This window comes from Algibacter agarivorans (genome assembly GCF_039543245.1).
In the GTDB taxonomy this organism is placed as follows: domain Bacteria; phylum Bacteroidota; class Bacteroidia; order Flavobacteriales; family Flavobacteriaceae; genus Algibacter_G; species Algibacter_G agarivorans.
The window spans coordinates 59641-81491 of sequence record NZ_BAABJJ010000035.1 but is presented as its reverse complement, the minus strand read 5'-3'; the positions used below and the strand labels follow the sequence as shown (position 1 = coordinate 81491).

Genomic DNA, 21851 nt, shown 5'->3' with positions numbered 1-21851 from the left:
GCACCACAAAGGTAACTTTGCGGAACAAATTTCCCTTTCTCTTTTTTAATCGTTTAGGACGCTATTGGTATTAAACATTAATGTAATTGATTATACATACATTTTTGATTTCTAACCGAAAACTAATTTTCTGAATTATTGAAATAGGAAATTATCATAAATCGTTCAGTTAACTCCAAAATATTGACTTATAAAGCGTGTTTTTTTGCAATTGTTAGTTACTCAAATTTAGAACTGATATCTACATTACAATATGACATATATCATTTAGCTAATAGCCTAAGTTTAATAAATTAGTGTAATCATAAAAATAAAAAGGAATTTATAATTAGAAAAAATGAAAATCTCATTCGAAAAAAAAATTGTTCTAGGCTATATTATCAACCTAGTAGTAGTTTTTGTGATTGGATTTATATCTATACGACAAATATTTTTTTCAAGTAACAAATCATGGCAATGGATTGCATTTGCATTAATAGTGCTTTCTATAGTCATGTTAACTATTGTATTTTTTATTCTCAAAGGACAGCTAAAAGCCAAGAAGAAATCAGATCTGGAATTATTGAAAAATGAAAAATTATTGCAGTCTATCATTAATAATACCTCAAATGCCATTTCAGTCAAAAAGTTAAATGGCGAATATATATTGGTAAATAAGGAATTTCAATCACTTTTCGCATCGGAAGAAACGGATATAATAGGGAAAACTAATCATGAATTTTTATCTAAAGATATTGCGGATACTTACCGCAGTTCAGATTTAAAGGCTTTAAAAGCAGGTGAAGAAATTCAAGTAGAAGAAATCATAGAACAGGCGGATGGACCACATACCTATTTGTCTGTTAAATTTCCATTATTTGATATAACAAGTAGGATGTATGCTATCGGAACTATTTCTACAGATATAACCGAAAGAAAAAAAATGGAACGATCATTAAAGGCTGCAGATACCTTTTTTAATTTGTCTATTGATAGTTTGGTAATAGCCTCTAAAAATAAGTTGATAAAAATAAATCCTTCATTAAGTAAGCTTTTAGGATATAGTGACTCAGAACTTTTAGCCAAACCATTTACTTCTTTTATTTTTCCTGATGATGTAGAAATGACCCAACAGCAAATTGGAACGCTTCAAAAAGGAACTGATCTAGTGAATTTTAAAAACCGCTGGATCTGTAAAGATGGAACCATTAAATGGATTTCTTGGAACGCTACCGCAGACCAAGAAACAGGAATATTATATGCCATTGCTAGAAATATTACTGAAGAACTGCAGATAAAACAAGAAGAAGAAAAAGCGTTGAGAAACCTATTTGAAAGCAAACAGAAACTGAATATGGTTCTTGAGAATATTAGTGATGGTGTGCTAGTGGCAAATACCAGTAGACAAGTAATATTAGCTAATGATGTAGCTAATGAACTTTTTGGAATAGAAGACGACTCTAAGATATCCATCAATTTTTCAGACCATTTTAAAGTTCTTTTCCCTAATGGAAAGAAAACATTTCCTGTTCAAGACCTTCCTGCCGAACGTGCTTTAGTTGGAGAAATAACAGATGATATAGATGTTATTTTAAAAGACTTAGCAACTAATGAAATGCGAAGAGTTTTATTAAGTGGTAGACCAATAATTGACAATGAAAATCATATAGCTGCAGTAGTTGTAACCATTAAGGATATTAGTAGATATAAAAAACTGGAAGAAGAATTGGAAAAAAAAGATCTTGAATCCAGAACAATGATCGGTTTTAAAAGAACGAAAAAAAAGTAAATAATCCGATTATAGTAATCCAGCAATAGGACTAAGCTGTAAACCTATTTTAGGATTAATGTAAAGGATGTAAACTATATTAGGACGAGACCAATTGTAATGCCTCTAAGCGCAGCTTAGCAGTAGCAGGGCATGATCAGAAAGAATAATTATTCGAATATGGCTCTTCAAATACCCTTCCAGCATTAATAAAACCTTTCTGATTTTGTTTTCAATATAGATGCTCCTCTTATTTTTATGCGTTCGTTAATTACTCAATAATAAGGAGTGTATGAGGTTGGTGGTGGTACTACTTGATATTCTGACTGAAGAAAAGTAACAAGATCAATAAGTTCCTGAACAGTCATAACGTCGTTATAGTTCTTCATCTTTGAAAGGCCATCTTCGGTAGAGGTTTCTTGATTGTAGAACAATGCGACTTTATGAGAAGGATTAATTACTGAAGTGACCAGGTCTCCATAGGTTTTTAAAGATGATATATCACCTCCAAGATGTATTTTTAGATTATCTTTTCCGCCTTTCCATTCAATATTTGGTATACTATGACATTCATTACATACCAATCTCTCAAAAGTCACTTTTCCTTTTTCAATATCGCCTTCAGGCAATGCGAATCCATGCGCTTGCTTATTGCAGCTACTTATTAGTAAGCTCCCACATAACAAGACAAACACCATTAAATAATTCGAAAGATTGATTGATAATTTATTTCTAATAGTCATAACCAGATGTTTTAAATTAATGATTTAATGCACCTAAGTACATTTACAAAATCAAAGGTAAAGATTAATAAAAACAGAAAAAATGATCTTCATCAGTCCTGGAACTGATTTTTATCAGGACGATGTATCCCCTAGGCTACCACTAAGCTCCTGCTTAGTGGTGGCAACAATGGTCAAAGTAAATTCCATTCAGTAATTGGTGATTTGTAGTGGAGTACTGAACCCCGCAATAGCGATTGCAGCGGCATCCTTTTTAAAAAATAAAAGTGCGATGAATTTAGTTATAGATAAAAATTGGCAGATAGCCACGTCCTTCGTCCTCGCTACGACGTTTTAGAAAGATACAGCGGAAAGCGCGGTGCTTTAGCAATTGCCCAAATAATTATTAAAAGCGTTGATATTAGAAAGAGGTTGCCACAACCTAAAAGTTTAGCAATGACATATAAAAACAAAAAACCCGCTAACTTATAATAGTAGCGGGTTTTTCAATTATTTAATTTGATTACCATCTTTATCGAAAAAATGATATTCTAAGTATGTGTAAGCATCTCTTGGTAAAATTTTCACCCATTTTTTATGTTCTAAAAACCATTTAGAACGTATAGATGGAATACCTTTTGTTAAAAAGGCTGCTATAAAAGGATGTGTGTTTAAAGTCAACTTTTTATAGTCTTTTTTAATGAGTTTTTCAAGATCGTGGTTTATTTTTTGCAATAAACCAATTGGTGCTTCAACCTCAGAGCCATTAATAATCACATCAGGATTTTCCTCACGGGTTTTAATGTTCATTTCTGGGCGAACACGCTGTCTTGTTATTTGTATCAATCCAAATTTACTCGGAGGCAATATTTTGTGTTTTGCTCTGTCGTCCTTCATTTCGTCACGAAGGTGATTGAACAATTTTTGCCTGTTTTCTGCACTGGTCATATCTATAAAATCTACTACAATGATGCCGCCCATATCACGCAAGCGTAATTGACGAGCCATTTCGGTAGCAGCTATTAAGTTAACTTCAAGTGCTGTATCCTCTTGATTGTTGGCCTTGTTAGAACGATTTCCACTGTTTACATCTATAACATGCAGGGCTTCGGTGTGTTCAATTACCAAATAGGCGCCTTTTGCCATAGAAACAGTTTTGCCAAACGAGGTTTTTATCTGTCTTTCAATTCCAAATTTTTCAAAAATCGGGTTTTTAGACTGATACAATTTAACTATTGATTCTTTTTCTGGTGCAATTTCTTGCACGTAATCTTTAATTTGATAGAAGAGCTCTTCATCATCAACAGTAATTCCTGTAAAGGTATCATTGAATATGTCTCGTAAAATTGACGAGGCTTTATTCATTTCACCTAATACTTTACTGGGGTGATGTGCTCTGTGTAGCTTTTTACACATTGCCGTCCAACGACTAAGCAAATTTTGTAAATCTTTATCTAGTTCAGCTACTTTTTTGCCTTGTGCTACCGTACGAATAATAACGCCAAAACCTTGGGGAGTAATACTCTTTACCAATCGTTTTAGTCGGTCTTTTTCTTCGCGGTCTTCTATTTTTTGAGAAACAGAAATTCTGCTAGAAAAAGGCACTAAAACAATATATCTACCGGCAATAGAAAGCTCTGAGCTTATTCTAGGGCCTTTGGTCGATATAGGTTCTTTAACGATTTGTACTAATAGCGATTGATTTGATTTTAAGACATCTGCAATTTTGCCGCCTTTATCAATATCTTTTTCAAATGGGAAATTTTTTAAAGAAAAATCTTTTAGTTTACCTGTGCTTACACGTTTTGTGAATTTTAAAAGGGAAGGTAATTTTGGCCCTAAATCATGATAATGCAAAAATGCATCTTTCTCATAACCTACATTTACAAATGCAGCATTTAGTCCAGGAACGGCTTTTCTGATTTTGGCTATAAACACATCACCAACAGCAAAGTCATTACTATCTTCATCTTTCTGTAATTCAATAAGTTTTCCATCTTTTAATAAGGCAAAATCAACATTTTCGGAACCAGATCTAATGATCAATTCTTTATCCATTTAGTTAATTTTTATCCATACGCTCTAGTTAAGAGTTAAGAGCTAAGTGTTAAGGGTTGAAATCTTATAGAATAACAACCAGCAACTAACAGCTAGTAACAAACAACCAAATTATACAGATGGATTATACATTATTTTTTCACAGGATTTTAAATCCGTGGAGTTCATAAAACACCAAAGGCGTTAAAAAATTAATGAACTCATTTCAAAGAACTTGTTGTTTTTAAAACCAAAAAAAGTAGCTAATCTAACTACTTTTTTGATTTATTTTTTCTTTTTGTGACGGTTAGCGCGTCTACGTTTCTTACGTTTGTGCGTCGCTACCTTATGTCTTTTACGTTTTTTACCACTTGGCATAAATAGTGTCTTTTTAAATTAATAATTCGATTTAATTAACAATCCCGATAGCTATCGGGACCGCACTTTGTTGTTCTATTTAACGTCTACATTTGTTTTAACGCCCTCTACAAAAACTTTTGCAGGCTTAAATGCAGGAATATTATGAGCAGGTATTTTGATCGTTGTGTTTTTAGAAATGTTTCTACCTGTTTTTTCAGCTCTTGTTTTAATTATAAAGCTTCCAAAACCTCTTAGGTAAACATTATCACCACCTTCTAAAGAAGTTTTTACTTCTTCCATAAATGTTTCAACAGTTGCTTGAACATCACCTTTTTCAATTCCTAATTTCTCAGAAATTTTTGCTACTAAATCAGCCTTCGTCATTTTTAATATTTTTATTTTTTGGATTACTATAAATTTTAAAAGGGATGCAAATATAGGAATTAAATATTCAATATTTCAAACCTAATTCACTAAAATTTAATATTATAAAGGTTTATTTTTGTTTGCTCGATTAAATGAATTAATGATATTTTCAAAAACTTTAACACATTGGTATTCAAACAATAAGCGAAATTTGCCTTGGCGCGAAACCAATAATCCATATTACATTTGGTTATCAGAAATTATTTTACAGCAAACCCAAGTAAAACAAGGGCTGCCTTATTATGATGCTTTTGTTACTAAATATCCAACGGTTTTTGATTTGGCAAAAGCTAATGAAAGTGATGTGCTAAAACTTTGGCAGGGACTTGGGTATTACTCTCGCGCTAGAAATTTACATGCTACTGCCAAACATGTTGCCAAAGCACTTAAAGGCAAGTTCCCTAATAACCATAAAGACTTATTAAAGCTAAAAGGTGTAGGCGATTACACAGCAAGCGCTGTGGCCTCCATTTGTTTTAATGAAGTTGCTGCAGTGGTAGATGGAAATGTTTATAGGGTATTGTCACGCTATTTTGGTATTGATACCCCCATAAATTCGTCAAAAGGTGCAAAAGAATTCAAACTATTGGCTCAAGAATTAATTGACAAACAGTATCCTGCGGAATTCAATCAGGCTATTATGGAGTTTGGCGCTACCCAGTGCAAGCCCAAAAACCCATATTGTCATATTTGTCCGTTTAACCAAGGATGTATAGCGCTTAACACCAATAGAATATCTGAATTACCAGTAAAAATCAAATCCGCGAAAGCGAAAAAAAAGCACTTCAATTTTTTAGTATTTATTTCTGAAGACGAAAAAACTATTTTACAGAAAAGAGAAGGCAAAGGCATTTGGCAAAGCTTATATCAATTTCCTTTGATTGAAACAGATAAAAATATGGATGCTGAGAGTTTTAAAAAACATATTGAAAACGAGGATTTACTGAAAGATGTTTCTTTTGATTTGTCCTTATATAATAAAGACGTTATTGTACACAAATTATCGCACCAACATTTATATACTAAATTTTGGATTCTGAACGTCAATAGGCTGACTGTTGAAGGTATTTCAACCCGTGATATACGAAATTATGCAGTACCCATTTTAATAGGAAATTTTATTGAATCGTTTAATTTTCAATAGAATGGTTTATGTAATCATATTTTTTTATTAATTTTAAAGAAATGCGAAGCAAATGAGTAATTTTGTACTCTATATAAAAAATAATAATTATGTCTGGAACTTTAAATAAAGTAATGCTTATTGGTAATTTAGGTGATGAAGTAAAAATGCATTATTTTGAAGGTGGCGGTTGTGTTGGTCGTTTCCCTATTGCTACTAGCGAAACCTATACGAGCAAACAAACCAACGAGCGTATTACCAATACCGAATGGCATAATATTATAGTAAGGAATAAAGGCGCCGAAATTTGCGAAAAGTATTTAAGCAAAGGGGATAAAGTTTATATTGAAGGCCGGTTGAAAACTAGAAAATGGACAGACGACAAAGGAAATGATAGATATTCTACCGAAATTCAATGTACCGATTTTACATTTCTTTCAACTAAAAAAGAAAGCGGAAATAATGCTACAAGTACTCCAGTTGCACAGAAGCCTGCGGAAAGTCAACAACCAACTAGCCAGACCATAGAAGACGAGAAAGATGACCTTCCTTTTTAACAATACACTCGATAACTTATCGAGAAATCCACGTTTAACTAAACCGATAGTAATTGGATCCTGACCCCGAGAGTTTTAAGCCTTTAATTATGGCAATTGATTTTTCAGTTGTTTTTGGTTTTGCATTATTATTTTTGCTTTTAGTGTGTTCTGCACTTATTTCTGGTGCCGAAGTGGCGCTGTTTTCTCTTAATAGAGGTGATGTTGAAAATGGTGAGCAGCAAAAATCTAAGCGCATTCAAATCATTTTAGAACTATTATCACGCCCTAAAAAACTATTGGCTACCATATTAGTGGCTAATAATTTTATCAATATAGCTATTGTTATTTTGTTTGCCTTTTTGGGCGATTTTATGTTTGGCAGTATTGCAAATCCGCAAATTAAGTTTGTAGTAGAAGTCGTTGTAGTTACCTTCTTGATTTTATTGTTTGGTGAAATATTGCCTAAAATTTATGCAAGCAGAAACAATTTAAAGTTTGCCACATTTATGGCTTACCCACTTCGAGTTTTAGATGTGCTATTATCTCCTGTAAGTTTACCAATGCGAGGTGTAACATTGGCTATTCACAATAAATTAGGAAAACAGAAATCCAATTTAAGTGTGGATCAATTATCACAGGCTTTAGAGCTAACAAGTGATGAAGATACTACCAAAGAAGAACATAAAATATTACAAGGTATCGTATCGTTTGGAAATACAGATACCAAACAAGTTATGCGACCTCGCATAGATATTTTTGCTCTTAATATTGAACAGAAATATTTAGAGATAATGCCTGAAATTATATCTAATGGCTATTCAAGAATCCCTGTTTATAAAGATAATATTGACACTATTAAAGGGATTCTTTATGTAAAAGACTTATTGCCCTATATAGACCGAAGACAGTTTGATTGGACCAGTTTAATACGAGAGCCTTTCTTTGTGCCAGAAAACAAAAAACTTGATGATTTAATGGCAGAATTTCAAGAAAAGAAAGTTCATTTAGCAGTTGTAGTCGATGAATATGGAGGGACTTCTGGGTTGATTTCTTTAGAAGATATTATTGAAGAAATTGTGGGAGATATAAGTGATGAGTTTGATGATGAGGATTTAATGTATTCTAAATTAGACGACCATAATTATGTGTTTGAAGGCAAAACCGCTTTAAAAGATTTTTATAAAATTATTAAAGCTGAAAATGACACTATTTTTGAGGCTAGCAAAGGTGAGGCTGAAACCATCGCAGGATTTGTTTTAGAAATATCAGGTAGTTTTCCGAAACTGAACAGTAAAATAAATTTTGAAAATTACGTTTTTACTATTGAAGCTTTAGATAAAAAACGCATTAAACTTGTGAAGTTTACCATAATATAAATGACTGGGTATTGCTCCTTAAAACTGAAAACTTTATGATTTTAAAACAGACTTACTCACTTGTATTCAAAATATTTTTGATGTTTGGGTTTTTCTTGCTCATGTCTTGTGGCGAAGATTACGTGCCAAAACCCAAAGCCTATTTAAGATTAGAATACCCAAAAGCAAAGTATGTTGATACTAATTTAGAGTTGCCATTTTCTTTTGAAACCAATGTGTTAGCAACACATATTAAAACAAAAAAAGTTAATGCATCCACTGAAAGTTATGGTATTAATTTAGAATATCCTACCTTAAAAGGCACTATCTTTTTAACTTATAAAGCGATTGAAAAGGACAAAAAAAATCTCATAGCTTTTTTACGAGATGCTCAAAACCTCACACAAAAACACGCTATTAAGGCAGATGAAATCCCGGTAACACCTTATGAAAATGATGAAAGAAAAGTGTATGGAGCATTTGCTGAAGTAAAAGGCAATGTAGCATCACCAGCACAGTTTTACGTAACCGATAGTGTGAATCATTTTTTAACAGGCTCTTTATATTTTCACGCAAAACCTAATTACGATTCCATTTTACCAGCTGCCAATTATTTACAAAAGGATATTAAGCATATTATGGAATCGGTTACTTGGAAATAAGTTAAGAGCATAAATGCTTAATAACCCTTCAAATATTTTAAAAAATCATCTCTAGAAATGGCCTCTGCGCCTAAACTTTCTAAATGACTGGTATAAACCTGGCAATCTATAAGTTTATAATTAGTGTTTTGAATAAACTTAATAAACCCCACTTTACTGGCATTACTTTCTTTAGTAAACATGCTTTCTCCACAAAACACACCATTGCCTAAATCTACACCATAAAGTCCAGCAACTAATACGCCTTCTCGCCAAACCTCAACAGATTTTGCATAGCCTAACTCATGAAGTTTTAGATAAGCTTCAATCATGTTATTTGTTATCCAAGTATCATTTTGCCCATTGCGTTTAACTTTTGAGCATTCATTTATAACGTCATTAAAAGCTTTGCTAACTGTAACCGTATAATCTTTTTTACGCAATACTTGTTTCATACTTTTTGAAACTTTCAACTTCTCTGGAAACAAGACGAAGCGTGGGTCTGGCGACCACCACAAAATAGGTTGATCGGTTTCAAACCAAGGAAAAATACCCGACTTATATGCAAGTACTAACCTATCTACAGACAAATCGCCACCAATAGCCAATATGCCTTCTGGCGAAGCTTCATTGACATTAGGAAACCAAATATTTTCGTTTAGGTATTGCATTTACATTTTTGATACTAAAATAATTCTATAAACAAAGAAACCTCAATATTTGTTACAATATTGAGGTTTAAACTTATTAACCCTTCCGTCTTTTGATTCTATAAAATCAAAATCCACCTTCCCTTAAAAAATGGAAGGAATCGATGTTAGGTTTTAAAAAGGTAAATCGTCGTGATCTTCTTCTTTTAAATCTCCTGCAGGCTCAAAAGCATCTGCTGGTGGTATTGGTGGTATGTTTGCTCCTGCTGCTGCTTCAGCTTGTAACGCTTCGATTCTCCAACCTTGAATAGAGTTAAAATATTTAGTTTCTCCTTGTGGATTAACCCATTCTCTACCACGTAAATTAATGCTAATTTTTACTTGCTGACCTTCTTTATAGCTGTTTAACAAATCTGTTTTATCTTGGACAAACTCTACCATAATATGCTGTGGGTATTGCTCTTCTGTTGTTACAACAATTTCTCTTTTTCTGAACCCATTACTTCCAAAAGTTTGAGTTTCTCCAACCATTTTAATTCTTCCTTGAACTTCCATTTACTAATATTTAATATTTGTTTTACTATTTTAACTTAATAATATTTTCCAAGCACTTTCTAAGTCACCAAAACTTAAATAATTTCGCGCTAATTTATGTTTTTCATGGTGTGTAGCTGTTTTTATATTAGGATAACGCTCCCCTACTTCTTCTATAAAATCTTTTACACTTTCTTCTGATGGTAAACGTTCTATATTACCTAACATTCCTAAATCATTCCCAGTTAGCACCATACTATTTCTCACATAGTCTGGAAAACTATCAACCCCAATTCCTAGTGTAGATAGTGGTTTTGGTATTTCAAAAAATCCTTTTTTAGCACGGCTATAATAATTCCCTCCTGCCCTAGCAACCAAATCTAATTTCTTTTGGTCTATAGCTTCATTCTCGTCAAGAACCTCATCATCTATATGCATCCTAACGACTTCGCAAATAATTAAATTTCCAGCGCCACCATCGGTTCCTAACTTAATAATATCATTCACCTTACATTCAAACTGCACTGGTGATTCGGCAACACGAAACGGTTTTACAACATCCGATTTCAACATCGTTAATCCCGCTTTTTCAAACTCATTAACATCCTCAGGATATTCCATACTACTTAATGACATTTGATAAACTATATCAAAATTCACCATATTTATCACCACCTCTTTTGTTGCTTCAATATTTTTTAGCGTGTGCTTAGTTGTGTTATCTCTAACACGTCTTGCAGGCGAAAAAATCATAATTGGCGGATTAGCACTAAACACATTAAAAAAGCTAAATGGCGATAAATTAGGATTTCCACCAGCATCAACAGTACTCGCAAAAGCAATTGGTCTTGGCGCTACGGCGCTCAACAAATAACTATGTAATTTACTGGTTGATAAGCTTTTTGGGTCTAATGACGGCATTAACGTTTTTAAGTTTTCACAAAACTAATCAAAAAAAACATTAAAACTCAAACTAGTTTTCAACATTAGTTTACGGCTGTCAACAATTTTCATTATTTTCCATCAGAGGAAATACAGCTATTATGTTGTTCATCTAAAAACCGATTTACTAACAACTTGTGCAATAATATTAACAGATTTGCATTATATTACTTGATTAACAATTTTAACCATGATTTTCACTAAACATAGCAATGCATTTCGTTGGATTATCATTATAGCGTCTTTTGCTATTGTCTCACTTATTTTGTGGAAAACCTACGAATTTTTTCAGCATTTTAAAGATGAAGAGCGCACCAAAATGGAAAATTGGTCGTTGGCTCAAAACGACTTTATCAATTCCGATAACACTGTTAATTTAGGACTTACTTTACAAATATTAAACAGCAATAAAACCACACCCATGCTTGTTATTAATGAAGATGGAAGTTTGGTGAGTTTTAATAATATAAACGAAACAAAAATTAAAGATTCGCTATATGTTAAAAAATTAATTTTAAAATTTAAAGAAGAAAACAAACCCATTCCTGTAAAATTAGGGAATAGCGTTGTAAGTACCATTTACTACGGCAACTCGCCGTTATTAAATAAATTAAAATACTACCCCTTGGCGTTATTGCTGATTGTTTTTCTATTTGGCGCCGTGATCTTCTTTTTTTATAGCAGTAATAAAAATGCTACCCAAAACAAACTATGGTCCGGTATGGCTAAAGAAACGGCACATCAAATTGGCACGCCTCTATCCTCTTTAATTGGTTGGACTGAAATATTAAAAACTGAAAACGTAAATCCAGATTATATTATTGAAATTGAAAAGGATGTTGACCGATTACAAACCATAACAGAACGTTTTAGCAAAATAGGCTCTTTACCAACTTTGGAAGAAGCCGATATTATTAAAGAAACTATTGAGTCTTATGATTATTTAAAAGCAAGATCTTCCAAGCTTATAGAATTTGACCTTATAATCCCTGAAGGTGAAATTCCCGTAAATCTAAACAAACAACTTTATAGTTGGACTATTGAAAATTTAGTAAAAAACGCTATTGACGCTATGAAAGGTAGAGGCAAACTTACAGTTGAAATATCTCAACTTGAAGACAACGTAAAAGTGAGCGTTACCGATACAGGAAAAGGCATTTCCAAAAAGAATTATAATAAAATTTTTGAACCTGGTTTTACCACAAAAAAGCGTGGTTGGGGATTAGGATTATCGCTCACCAAACGTATTATTGAAGATTTCCATAATGGTAAAATAAAGGTTTTAGAATCTGTAAAAGGAAGAGGTAGTACCATACAAATAAGTTTAAAACGCCTACACTAACCATGTCCGAAAAACTAATTGATATAAAAGAAGTTGCGTTAAAAAACAACTGTCCTGAATGCTACAGCACAGATGGCTTGCGCCTAATGTTTAAACAAAAGATAGTAGAAACTAAATTTCACAAATCGATTACTTCTGAAATTAACCATGAAATAGCCTGTAAAACTTGTAACTCCATAATTTACCCTGTACAATGGACGGACGATATTGAACGTGTTTTTGAATATCAGAAAAAAGCTTTTGTGCCTAAAAAGTCATCAACTTTTTTAAAAAAAGCATCTTGGATTGTTATTATAGGAACCTTAATGTTAATTGCAATACTAATATTTCTAATATTTTATACTGAATTATAACTTAGACTTAATAGCTTCTGCTAATTCTTGAAATTCTTCTGAAGATAATTTTACTTTTTGAATAAATCTTGCATCCTCCATAGACTGTAACGGAATTAAATGCACATGTGCATGAGGCACTTCTAAGCCAATAACACTTACACCAATACGTTTACACGGCACTGCTTTTTTTAAAGCCAATGCCACTTTTCTTGAAAAAGACATCAACCCATTATAAGCGGCTTCATCCAAATCGAAAATTTTATCAACTTCCTTTTTAGGAATACAAAGTGTATGCCCTTTAGCATTTGGGTTAACATCCAAAAACGCTAAAAAATCTTCCGTTTCAGCTATCTTATAGCAAGGAATTTCGCCGTTTATTATTTTTGTAAAAATTGAAGCCATAGGTTTTAAGATTTATTAGATAAGATTTCCGCCGAAGTATATCTTGAGCGAAGTCGAAAGGTGGAAATAAAAAAGAAATTTTCTATCTAGAAATTTCAACAATATCAAATTTCATAATGCCATTTGGCACTTGAATTTCTGCTACATCGCCAACAGATTTTCCCAATAAACCTTTACCAATTGGAGAGTTTACTGATATTTTTCCTGAAGCTAAATCTGCTTCGCCGTCGGCAACCAATGTATAATTCATTTCCATGCCATTGGTTTGGTTTTTTATCTTAACTTTAGATAACACCAATACTTTAGAGTTATCCAATTGCGATTCATCGATAACACGTGCTCCTGCTAAAGCATCTTCTAATTTAGCAATTCTCATTTCCAACATGCCTTGAGCTTCTTTTGCAGCATCATATTCAGCATTTTCACTTAAATCGCCTTTATCTCTAGCTTCAGCAATAGCTCTAGACGCTTTTACACGCTCCACATCTTTTAATTGCCTTAATTCGTCTCTTAATTTTTTTAATCCCTCAGGTGTATAGTATGATACTTTACTCATAACTTCATCGTTTTACTTAATAAAAGATGCTGAAAAAATTCAGCATATAAAAAAATCCCGCTTACACGAGATTGTATAACAAATATACAAAATATTTAACGCATTTTACTTTTTGTCGTAAATTGCATTTTAATTTTTACGAAATCCATGAAATCTATTTTCCCCATTATATGCTTGCTTTTTTTAGTGTCTTGCAGCGGCAATTCTGTTGATGATAAGAATTGCAGATTTTTACTTGATATTGGTGTCAATTTCACTATAGATTTGAGCTTACCACAATACAGTCAATTAACATTTGCTGGCAACTCTGTTTACATACCTAATGTGGGAAATGCAGGCGTTATTATAGCTAGTACTGGCGGAGATTTTTATGCTTGGGATGCCAGCGACCCTAACCATACTCCTAACTCATGTTCTGCACTAATTCCTAATGGATTATTTGGCACATGTGGATGCGACGATGGTAACAGCTATAATTTTATAACAGGAACACCAGACGGCAATGATGGATTGCGATGCTCTTTAAGAAATTATCGTATTGAAAATAATGGTAATAATCTTTTAATATTCAACTAAAAAAGCGCAGTTGACATAAAACCAACTACGCTTTTTAAACCTTAATTTATATTACTTAAAATTTCAATGTAGCACCAACCAAAAAGTTGGTTGTAGCTTGTGGATAATAAAAATTCTCGGTTACAGGAGCATCTAATGAAGCTTCTGGTCTGTAATAATAACTATAAGTATAACCATTAGACACATATTCCGAATTAAACAAGTTATTAACCAATAGGTTTATTGCTATTTCTTTAATCCATTTTGGTTGAAACTTATACGATACGTTTAAGTTGTTTACAAAATAGGCATCAATACTTTTGCTATCGCTAGATGTGTTATCTAAATATTGTTTTCCAACATACTTAGACAACAAAGCAATATTTCCGTTTTTAATTGGAGAAAAAGTTAAAGTGCTTCCAAAAATAACATTTGGTGAAAAGGAAATATCTGTGTCTTCAAATGATGTAACTACAGGTTGATAAGAGACCGTATCGTATGTATTTGGATCATATTGCGTATCATAAACCACATAATCAAAATCTTTTATTTTATTTTGACTAAACGTAGCATTAGCATCAATTCTTAATTGTTCTGACACTTTGTAACCTGTTTGCAACTCAATTCCTGCTCTATAACTCTTATCTACATTTTGCCTGATGGGATCGCCTACATCATCTAAATCTCCTGTTAAAACTAATTGGTCTTTATAATTCATGTAATATAAATTAGCCGTAGCATAGAAGTTTGATGTTTTTAGCTTATAACCAAACTCGAAATCATGTAAACTTTCTGATTTTGGACGTATAGGATTTTTAGTTAAATCGTCTCTATTTGGTTCTCTATTAGCAACAGCAAAAGACCCATAAATACTATTAAAGTTATCTACATTATAAGTTAATCCAAATTTAGGATTAAAAAAATTGTACGATTCCTTTACATCAATATCCACTAAATCAGAACTAGTACCAACCGATTCATAATCTACTTTTCTATATTGCAAATCTAATAGAGCGAACAAATTAGAACTGATATTATATTCAGCTTTTAAATAAGTATTATAATCTTTTTTATCACCATAACTAAAATAATAGTTGTTTCTAATTGGCACTTCTGAAGAAAATGAATCCCAAATGACTTCACCAAAATGATCTCCTTTATAAGAATTAAAACCTCCCCCTAGATATAGGCTTAAGTTCTCTTTTTTATAATTAAGCGAATACACTAGTGCAAAGAAATCATTATCTAACCAACGCCTTCTGATAACATCTCCTTCATCTGAAGCATTAGGACTGTTTGGAAAATAATCGCCTAGCTCTTCACCATCTTTATATTGTTCAAAATATCCTTTTCCTCTAGTATAATTTCCGGAAATATTAGCTGAAAAACGTTTGTTAAATTGATGAGAAGCGTGTAATTGATAATGTGTTTGCTGGTAATTATCTACCTCATTATCGTAAGTATAAAAATTATAAGTTCGACCTGAATTTAATAGGTTTTGAGATTCCGCTTCCGAAGGGTAATTTCTATCTATAAATGCTTGTATTCCATCTCTATCATTGTTAACAACAGCTTCTGGAGTACCATACCAAGATTGGTATGTTTCTTCTTTTCCTCCAAAAACAATAGCTTTTACTGATGTTTTTTCATTTAAAAAACCCGTTTCAACGTAGTATGAATTCAAGTCTGCTCTAGCTCTATCAATATAGCCATCACTTTGAATATTAGATAATCGGCCCTCTGCGTAAAAGTTGTTTATAATTCCTGAACCAATGCTAATATTATGCTTTCTCGTTCCAAAACTTCCAACAGCATTGGTTGTGGTTGCATAACCTTCAGTTGAAGGGCTTAAGGTTTTAATATTTAAACTTGCCCCAAAAGCAGCCGAGCCATTAGTTGATGTTCCCACACCGCGTTGCAACTGTATATCTTCGACTGAAGATACAAAATCGGGCATATTAACCCAGAATGTTCCTTGACTCTCTGCATCATTATATGGAATCCCATTAATAGTAACATTTACTCTAGTAGCATCGCTACCACGTACTCGGATTCCTGTGTAACCAACTCCTGCACCTGCATCACTTGTAGTCACTACAGATGGTAATTGATCTAATAGAATAGGTAAATCTTGACCTAAATTGGTAGACTCCAACGCTTCTTTTGTGATATTAGTAAACGCAACTGGTGTTTTGTCTTTAGCTCTAGTTGCAGAAAGCAAGATTTCATCTAACTTTTCTGTTTTAGTTGAATCTTGAATTTGTTGATTTTGTTGTGCTTTAGCACTGACTGATAACACTAAGAGTGTTAAAAAAAGAAATAAATTTTTCATTACGATTATTTAAAATCGAATAAAAAGAGGTAATTATTCTTTATTGTTAATAATTAGTTTTTGAGCACTTTACTCGTACGACATTATTAAGTTAATTTCCATTTTGAATCCTTAAATCCATAATTTAAGACTAATTCAGATTCAGAAGTAAAAACCAACATTGATGACCTTATCGCACTTGCTAAAAATATCCACTGGACATTTTCTTTATGCTCGTTTCCTAAACAGCATTACCTGTTCTAGGTTCAATGGGTATGATCTCAGCCGATAATAGGCACCCCTTTTTTGAGAACGCTGCAAAGGTATGTTAGATTTATTAATTTCGATTTAAGAATTACATTTATTTTTTAATCGACCTTTGGTTTTCTTCTATTCGCCTTTTTATCAGATAGATTCCGCTTGTTCTTCAATCGTTTTCTAATAACTGATTTCGGAATTTTAGTTGGAACTCTTCTTTTTGGAATAATTAAGGACGCCCTTATTAGCGCTAATAACCGTTTAATAGCAAGTGCTTTATTTTTATGCTGACTTCGGCTTTCATCACATTGAAGTATGAGCACACCATCTTTGGTTAACCTGTGTTGAAGCTTGTTTTGGAGTCGTTCTTTTTGTTCTTCATTAAACACATGCGATTCTGATAGATTAAAAGTCAACTCAATTTTTGAAGACACTTTATTTACATGTTGCCCACCACTACCCGAACTCCTTATGGCTTTAAAACGTAACTCCTGCAATAATGCGTCTTCATTAAACATAATTAGGCTTGGTGCTCAGGTTTTAAAAGGTCGTTTACTGTTTTAACGGGGTTAAAAGTCTTTAACGGCACTTCAACAAAAATAGAATTCCAATACGCCATACTGCCATTCCATAGCCCAGGAAGTTCTAATGCTTTAATATCAACACCATTTTGGGTTTTCATAGTTATAAAAGCAGCTTCTAAATCCACAAAATCTTTAAGGTTAAACTTTTCGCCTTTATAATTCTTTACACCGCAAACTAAGTCTGTGGGATTGAAATGAGTGGCCTTATACACTAAGCTTTGTTGATTTTTTCTTCTAAAATCAATTTGAGCAAATTCTACAATCTGTAATGATACATTATCGTTTTCATCCTTAACCCAAAATGGCCCTCCTCCTGGTTCTCCTTGATTTTTAACCATTCCACATACGCGAATAGGCCTGTTTAACTTTTCTCTTAAATAAACCGTTTTTTCTTGAGAAGTAAACTTATCAAAATCGGGAGTTACAGACACATTCAATCTATAACGTAAAAATAAAACCATGACTTTAAAATCCGTTTCAGTCAAATTAACCTCATCCAACTTCTTCAAATAAGAAAACGTTTTCTGCTGCGCTTCAAGTAACACACCTGCTAATAACTTCTTGTAATTAGAGACTTCAATATTTTTGTCTGAAACTACAATGTTATCAATGTTTTTAATAAAAATTAAATCGTTATTTAATTCGTTCAAATTTTCTAAAAGTGCCCCATGACCAGCTGGTCTGAACAAAATAGAATCATCTTCATTTCTGTATATGGTACCTTTTGGAGTTAATGCTACTGTTTCAGTGGTTTCTTTTTGATATGAAAACGTAACATTAAAATTTGTTTTTGTTTGCTTAACTAATTCTTCATTAATCCGATTTAATTCTTCTATAAAATATTTATGATGCTTTTCTGAGACTGTAAAATGAAGATTCGAATTATTATTTGATGACGCATACAAGGTCGATTCAAATAAATGCTCCTGAAAAGCAGTTATTGCTATATTTCCATACTTATGAAAAGGCAATAACCCTTTTGGAAGAAAACTATAATTAAGCCCTTTTTTATCTAGCATCGTTTTCACAAATTCAAGATGTTTTTCTCCTTCAGATAAACTTTCAAAATCTGAATGTATCTCCTTGACTTTTGAGATAACGGCATTGTAAAAAGGAAACGCTTTTAAGCTATCGAAAAAAGGTTTAATCAATGCATCATTATACTTTTCAGCGTAATCTTCAATACTTTCTTTTGCAGGTTTGAAGTTTTTTAAAAACTGAAATAAAAATTTAAACATCCTTGTTGCTGCGCCAGAGGCTGGCACAAATTTAACAATAGATAAGGCATCCTGTTTCTTTTCATACAACTCGATAAAATCTTGAATTTCATCTTCATTGTATGACTCAATCCCCCTTCCTATAGTTGCAGCTGCTACCAAATGAGAGTAAGACATCCCATTTTTTAAACGTGAAGTTTGCGCATTAACCTGCTCAATGCTTATCCCTTTATTTTCGATTTGTTGAATATCTTTTTCTGAAAACATTATTCTTTATCTTTTAATAGCCTATCAATACATTTAATTGCGGTTTCAAGCCGCTCCTTCTTATTGCCCTTAAGCAATATATAAGGTCTTTTATTTTTTATTAATTCATTTTGAAAAGCTTCAAACATCTGCACTCTATCTTTAGGTTTATCGCGTAAATCATCGGCTTCCCAAGGTGTGTCAATATAAGTTAAAAAATACAAATTGTAGGTGTTTTCCAATGCGTATTTTTCAAGAATAGGATCGCAACTTCCTGAATAATAAGCTTCAGAATACACTTTGGTTTCTAATAAGTCGGTGTCGCAAATTAAAATAGAATCTGTTTTTTTTGCTAGCTTATTTTCTAATTTTATTTGTCCTTTGGCAATAGGCAGTAAATCATCAGGCTCGCAAGTTTTCCGTTCGTTATTCCATTTTTTCTGAAGATACTCACGTGCATATTCTGGCACCCAAACCGAATTATAATAACGAGCTAATTGACGTGATAAAGTCGTTTTTCCAGTAGATTCTGGTCCAAATAAAACTACTTTTATGCAGTTTGAAGGTTCTTGTTTATATTTTTCTTCCATGCTAAATAACCAAAAATGGCAATAATTGTAAACCCTAGGTATTGCAAACTTGTAAATGTAAATCCTTTATAAAAATACAAAGGCACCGAAATAATATCTCCAACAATCCAAAACACCCAATTTTCTAATTTTCGTCTCGCCATTAACCACATCCCTACAAAAAATATGGCCGTTGTAATAGTATCAATATAAGCTACCCAATTTGTCCATTTCCCAAAGGTTTTGTAAACGACGTAAACAAACAAGAGTGTTGCGAAAAATATAGCGATACTTGCTTTTTTTTCTTTTAATGTTGTTATGGAAATAGGAGTTACATGTGTTTCGTCCACTTTTCTTGTCCAAATATACCAACCATAAACACTCATTATAAAATAATAAGCGTTTATCATCATATCTCCCAACAACTGCCATTTCAACAATAAATACACAAAAATCAGGGTGCTAATCATCCCTGTTGGGAACACCCATATCTTATTTTGTTTAGAAAACCAAACCGAAAGAAACCCGAAAACAACCGCCACAATTTCTAGAATAATATCGACTGTTTCGTATTCTGAATACTGCCCGAAGAACAAATCAAAAATGAGGCTCATAATCATGTCTGTCTGATTTTACAATTTTTATATAAAGCAAACCGCGTTCTATGAGTTCAAAAGCTTCTTTTATTTCGGTTGTAAGCAGGTGCATAACTTCATCATAATCACCATAAACCTGAGTAGTTAATGGGTTTTCTAATACTTTTAAATTAGATGCTCTTAATTTTTTTATAAAATGAATGATTGCTGGTTCGTAATCATCATGCAATGGCGTTAAGGTTAATTCTACTGATATTTTCATAGTTCTTTTTTATTTCCGCCTTTCATCTTCGCTCAAGATAAACTACGGCAGAAATCTGTTAATATTTTATGAGATACTGAAACAAGTTCAGCATGACAAATTACTTTCGCAATTTGTCAAAAAACAATTCATCATCTTCAAAAGCTGTACCGATAACAACTAAATCCGCCCCCGCTTGGTAAACATTTTTCAATTGAATTTTACTTTTAATGCCACCACCAACAATTAAGGGGGTTTTTAATTCTTTTTTCACTTGAGAAATAATAGCCCTTGTTAACGGTTCTTTAGCACCACTTCCTGCCTCCAAATATATTAGTTTCATACCTAACAACTGTCCTGCTTTGGCTGTATCTACTATATTCTGAATATCATTTCTCGACATCGGCTTTGTTTCTGTTACTTTTTCAACAGCCGTAATATTTCCACTTTCAATTAAAATATATCCAGTAGGAATCACTTCTAAATTTGTGTTTTTTAATTTAGAAACCGCTTCAATATGTTTCCCTATTAAATACTCCGAATGCCGCCCAGATATAAGCGATAAAAACAACAATGCATCAGCATGATCCGTAATTTGAGTAACATCACCAGGAAATAAAACTACTGGCAAAGTTGTATATTTCTTAATTTCTTCGACCAAAATACCTGTTATGATTTCAGCAACAGTACTTCCTCCAACAAAAATATGCGTTGCTATTGAAGCGTTTACTTTTTTTAAAAAACGGCTCGTGTTTTCAATGTTAAATTTATCTGGATCTATTAAAACCGCCAATAATTTTTCACCATTTATAATGGCATCTTGTATGTCTTTATATATGGAATTCATTTTAAGCAATAGCATAAGCGCAAGTAAAACCTTCAAACTCTAAAAAGTGAATGTTATAACGGTATTTTCTGTTTTTATAATCAATCCATGCTACTGTTTCACTATCATGAATAGCAAATGGAATTACCAAACTATGTTTTCTAAAACTCAAACCAGGTGTTGCAAAAAGTTTATATAAGGATTCTTTAACACACCAAATAGCCGTTAGTTTTTTTATATAATCGGTAGCGTTCTTATTTAAATAATCGAACTCATAATCAATGAATTTATGAGCAATAACCGTAATTTTATCACGTTGTTTTTCAATATCAATACCAACAGTTAAATCACTTATAATTACTGCCGAAAAATTAAACGAATGGGTTATTGAAATTTGTTTACCATCTTTTAAATGTGGTTTCCCATTTTCATCATAAAACAAATCGGCATCCTCATAACCAAAAGCTGCTAATAAATGACGAACACTTAAAAACCCACGCTGATGCAATTCACTTTTCATACCTAAAACACGCTCTAGAGCAACTGGCTTTAAGTTTACACCTCTCTTTAAATCTTCATAAGACTCAGTAATCTTCCAGATTTTAACAGTAGTTTGTGAATTTGGAGTAATGGTTTTATATAAAGGCATTTAATATTCTAAAAGTTAATAGTTATCTTTGCACCGCCTAAGGTGAATTAAATTATTTGGTTAGCGAATTTAACCAAATTATATCAAA

At 32.5% G+C, this 21851-nt stretch carries 24 protein-coding genes; 8 read left to right on the top strand and 16 right to left on the bottom strand.

The window, feature by feature from the left end; all coding sequences use genetic code 11:
* The first annotated feature begins 337 nt into the window (after positions 1-337).
* A complete protein-coding gene (locus tag ABD935_RS12390) occupies positions 338-1768 on the top strand; it encodes a PAS domain-containing protein (RefSeq protein WP_345192414.1) in 1431 nt (476 codons plus the stop codon).
* A 254-nt stretch (positions 1769-2022) separates the two neighbouring features.
* Here ABD935_RS12390 and ABD935_RS12385 read toward each other — a convergent pair whose 3' ends face one another.
* The 3 genes from ABD935_RS12385 to ABD935_RS12375 all read right to left on the bottom strand — a co-directional run bounded on the left by ABD935_RS12385 (position 2023) and on the right by ABD935_RS12375 (position 5250).
* Positions 2023-2445 (bottom strand): hypothetical protein, encoded by a 423-nt coding sequence (locus ABD935_RS12385; RefSeq protein ID WP_345192413.1) that lies wholly within the window; start codon positions 2443-2445, stop codon positions 2023-2025.
* A gap of 534 nt (positions 2446-2979) precedes the next feature.
* On the bottom strand, positions 2980-4527 hold the full coding sequence (locus ABD935_RS12380) for an Rne/Rng family ribonuclease (RefSeq protein ID WP_345192412.1): 1548 nt from the start codon (positions 4525-4527) through the stop codon (positions 2980-2982).
* Between the two features lie 432 nt (positions 4528-4959).
* Positions 4960-5250: an HU family DNA-binding protein gene (locus ABD935_RS12375; RefSeq protein WP_055442767.1), complete on the bottom strand. Its 291-nt coding sequence runs from the start codon at positions 5248-5250 to the stop codon at positions 4960-4962.
* Between the two features lie 142 nt (positions 5251-5392).
* Here ABD935_RS12375 and mutY point away from each other — a divergent pair, with 142 nt between their 5' ends.
* From mutY to gldD, 4 genes are all read left to right on the top strand, one after another.
* Positions 5393-6436: an A/G-specific adenine glycosylase gene (gene mutY, locus ABD935_RS12370; protein WP_345192411.1), complete on the top strand. Its 1044-nt coding sequence runs from the start codon at positions 5393-5395 to the stop codon at positions 6434-6436.
* Between the two features lie 89 nt (positions 6437-6525).
* Positions 6526-6972 carry a single-stranded DNA-binding protein gene (locus ABD935_RS12365; RefSeq protein ID WP_345192410.1) on the top strand — a complete coding sequence of 149 codons (447 nt, stop codon included), beginning with the start codon at positions 6526-6528 and terminating at the stop codon, positions 6970-6972.
* A 53-nt stretch (positions 6973-7025) separates the two neighbouring features.
* Positions 7026-8330, top strand: a complete 1305-nt coding sequence (locus tag ABD935_RS12360; RefSeq protein ID WP_425550221.1) for a gliding motility-associated protein GldE — start codon at positions 7026-7028, stop codon at positions 8328-8330.
* Positions 8331-8410: 80 nt separating this feature from the next.
* Complete coding sequence (gene gldD / locus ABD935_RS12355; RefSeq protein ID WP_486303760.1) at positions 8411-8971, top strand: gliding motility lipoprotein GldD; 561 nt, start codon at positions 8411-8413, stop codon at positions 8969-8971.
* A gap of 17 nt (positions 8972-8988) precedes the next feature.
* Here the strand turns inward: gldD and aat are convergent, their stop codons facing one another.
* The 3 genes from aat to ABD935_RS12340 all read right to left on the bottom strand — a co-directional run bounded on the left by aat (position 8989) and on the right by ABD935_RS12340 (position 11055).
* Positions 8989-9621 (bottom strand): leucyl/phenylalanyl-tRNA--protein transferase, encoded by a 633-nt coding sequence (aat, locus tag ABD935_RS12350; protein WP_345192407.1) that lies wholly within the window; start codon positions 9619-9621, stop codon positions 8989-8991.
* A 153-nt stretch (positions 9622-9774) separates the two neighbouring features.
* Complete coding sequence (locus tag ABD935_RS12345; RefSeq protein ID WP_345192405.1) at positions 9775-10155, bottom strand: DUF3127 domain-containing protein; 381 nt, start codon at positions 10153-10155, stop codon at positions 9775-9777.
* A gap of 30 nt (positions 10156-10185) precedes the next feature.
* Positions 10186-11055: a flavin reductase family protein gene (locus ABD935_RS12340; protein WP_345192404.1), complete on the bottom strand. Its 870-nt coding sequence runs from the start codon at positions 11053-11055 to the stop codon at positions 10186-10188.
* Between the two features lie 211 nt (positions 11056-11266).
* On the opposite strand from ABD935_RS12340, the gene ABD935_RS12335 reads away from it, so the two are divergent.
* On the top strand, positions 11267-12418 hold the full coding sequence (locus ABD935_RS12335) for a sensor histidine kinase (protein ID WP_345192403.1): 1152 nt from the start codon (positions 11267-11269) through the stop codon (positions 12416-12418).
* Between the two features lie 2 nt (positions 12419-12420).
* Positions 12421-12771, top strand: a complete 351-nt coding sequence (locus tag ABD935_RS12330) for a hypothetical protein (RefSeq protein WP_345192401.1) — start codon at positions 12421-12423, stop codon at positions 12769-12771.
* On the opposite strand, the gene ABD935_RS12325 is transcribed toward ABD935_RS12330, so the two are convergent.
* Both ABD935_RS12325 and greA read right to left on the bottom strand, forming a co-directional pair.
* Positions 12766-13155, bottom strand: coding sequence for an HIT family protein (locus tag ABD935_RS12325; protein ID WP_345192399.1), 390 nt, complete (start codon positions 13153-13155; stop codon positions 12766-12768). The genes ABD935_RS12330 and ABD935_RS12325 overlap by 6 nt on opposite strands.
* Positions 13156-13237: 82 nt before the next feature.
* The gene (gene greA, locus ABD935_RS12320) at positions 13238-13711 is read right to left on the bottom strand and encodes a transcription elongation factor GreA (RefSeq protein ID WP_345192398.1); all 474 of its coding nucleotides are present in this window, start codon (positions 13709-13711) and stop codon (positions 13238-13240) included.
* Between the two features lie 147 nt (positions 13712-13858).
* Here greA and ABD935_RS12315 point away from each other — a divergent pair, with 147 nt between their 5' ends.
* Entirely contained in the window at positions 13859-14287 is a 429-nt protein-coding gene (locus tag ABD935_RS12315) for a Rieske (2Fe-2S) protein (protein ID WP_345192397.1), read from the top strand.
* Positions 14288-14342: 55 nt separating this feature from the next.
* Here the strand turns inward: ABD935_RS12315 and ABD935_RS12310 are convergent, their stop codons facing one another.
* From ABD935_RS12310 to ABD935_RS12275, 8 genes are all read right to left on the bottom strand, one after another.
* Positions 14343-16598: a TonB-dependent receptor gene (locus ABD935_RS12310; protein ID WP_345192395.1), complete on the bottom strand. Its 2256-nt coding sequence runs from the start codon at positions 16596-16598 to the stop codon at positions 14343-14345.
* Positions 16599-16945: 347 nt separating this feature from the next.
* A complete protein-coding gene (gene arfB / locus ABD935_RS12305; RefSeq protein WP_345192394.1) occupies positions 16946-17353 on the bottom strand; it encodes an alternative ribosome rescue aminoacyl-tRNA hydrolase ArfB in 408 nt (135 codons plus the stop codon).
* Positions 17354-17355: 2 nt separating this feature from the next.
* Positions 17356-18903: a DUF4301 family protein gene (locus ABD935_RS12300; protein WP_345192393.1), complete on the bottom strand. Its 1548-nt coding sequence runs from the start codon at positions 18901-18903 to the stop codon at positions 17356-17358.
* Positions 18903-19472, bottom strand: a complete 570-nt coding sequence (locus ABD935_RS12295) for an AAA family ATPase (RefSeq protein WP_345192391.1) — start codon at positions 19470-19472, stop codon at positions 18903-18905. Before ABD935_RS12295 ends, ABD935_RS12300 begins: the two co-directional genes overlap by 1 nt.
* Complete coding sequence (pnuC, locus tag ABD935_RS12290; protein WP_345192390.1) at positions 19433-20065, bottom strand: nicotinamide riboside transporter PnuC; 633 nt, start codon at positions 20063-20065, stop codon at positions 19433-19435. Before pnuC ends, ABD935_RS12295 begins: the two co-directional genes overlap by 40 nt.
* Positions 20049-20309 (bottom strand): thiamine-binding protein, encoded by a 261-nt coding sequence (locus tag ABD935_RS12285; protein ID WP_345192389.1) that lies wholly within the window; start codon positions 20307-20309, stop codon positions 20049-20051. Before ABD935_RS12285 ends, pnuC begins: the two co-directional genes overlap by 17 nt.
* A gap of 100 nt (positions 20310-20409) precedes the next feature.
* Positions 20410-21135 carry a phosphoglycerol geranylgeranyltransferase gene (locus ABD935_RS12280; RefSeq protein WP_345192388.1) on the bottom strand — a complete coding sequence of 242 codons (726 nt, stop codon included), beginning with the start codon at positions 21133-21135 and terminating at the stop codon, positions 20410-20412.
* Position 21136: 1 nt separating this feature from the next.
* On the bottom strand, positions 21137-21763 hold the full coding sequence (locus ABD935_RS12275) for a 4'-phosphopantetheinyl transferase family protein (RefSeq protein ID WP_345192387.1): 627 nt from the start codon (positions 21761-21763) through the stop codon (positions 21137-21139).
* Positions 21764-21851: the final 88 nt, after the last annotated feature.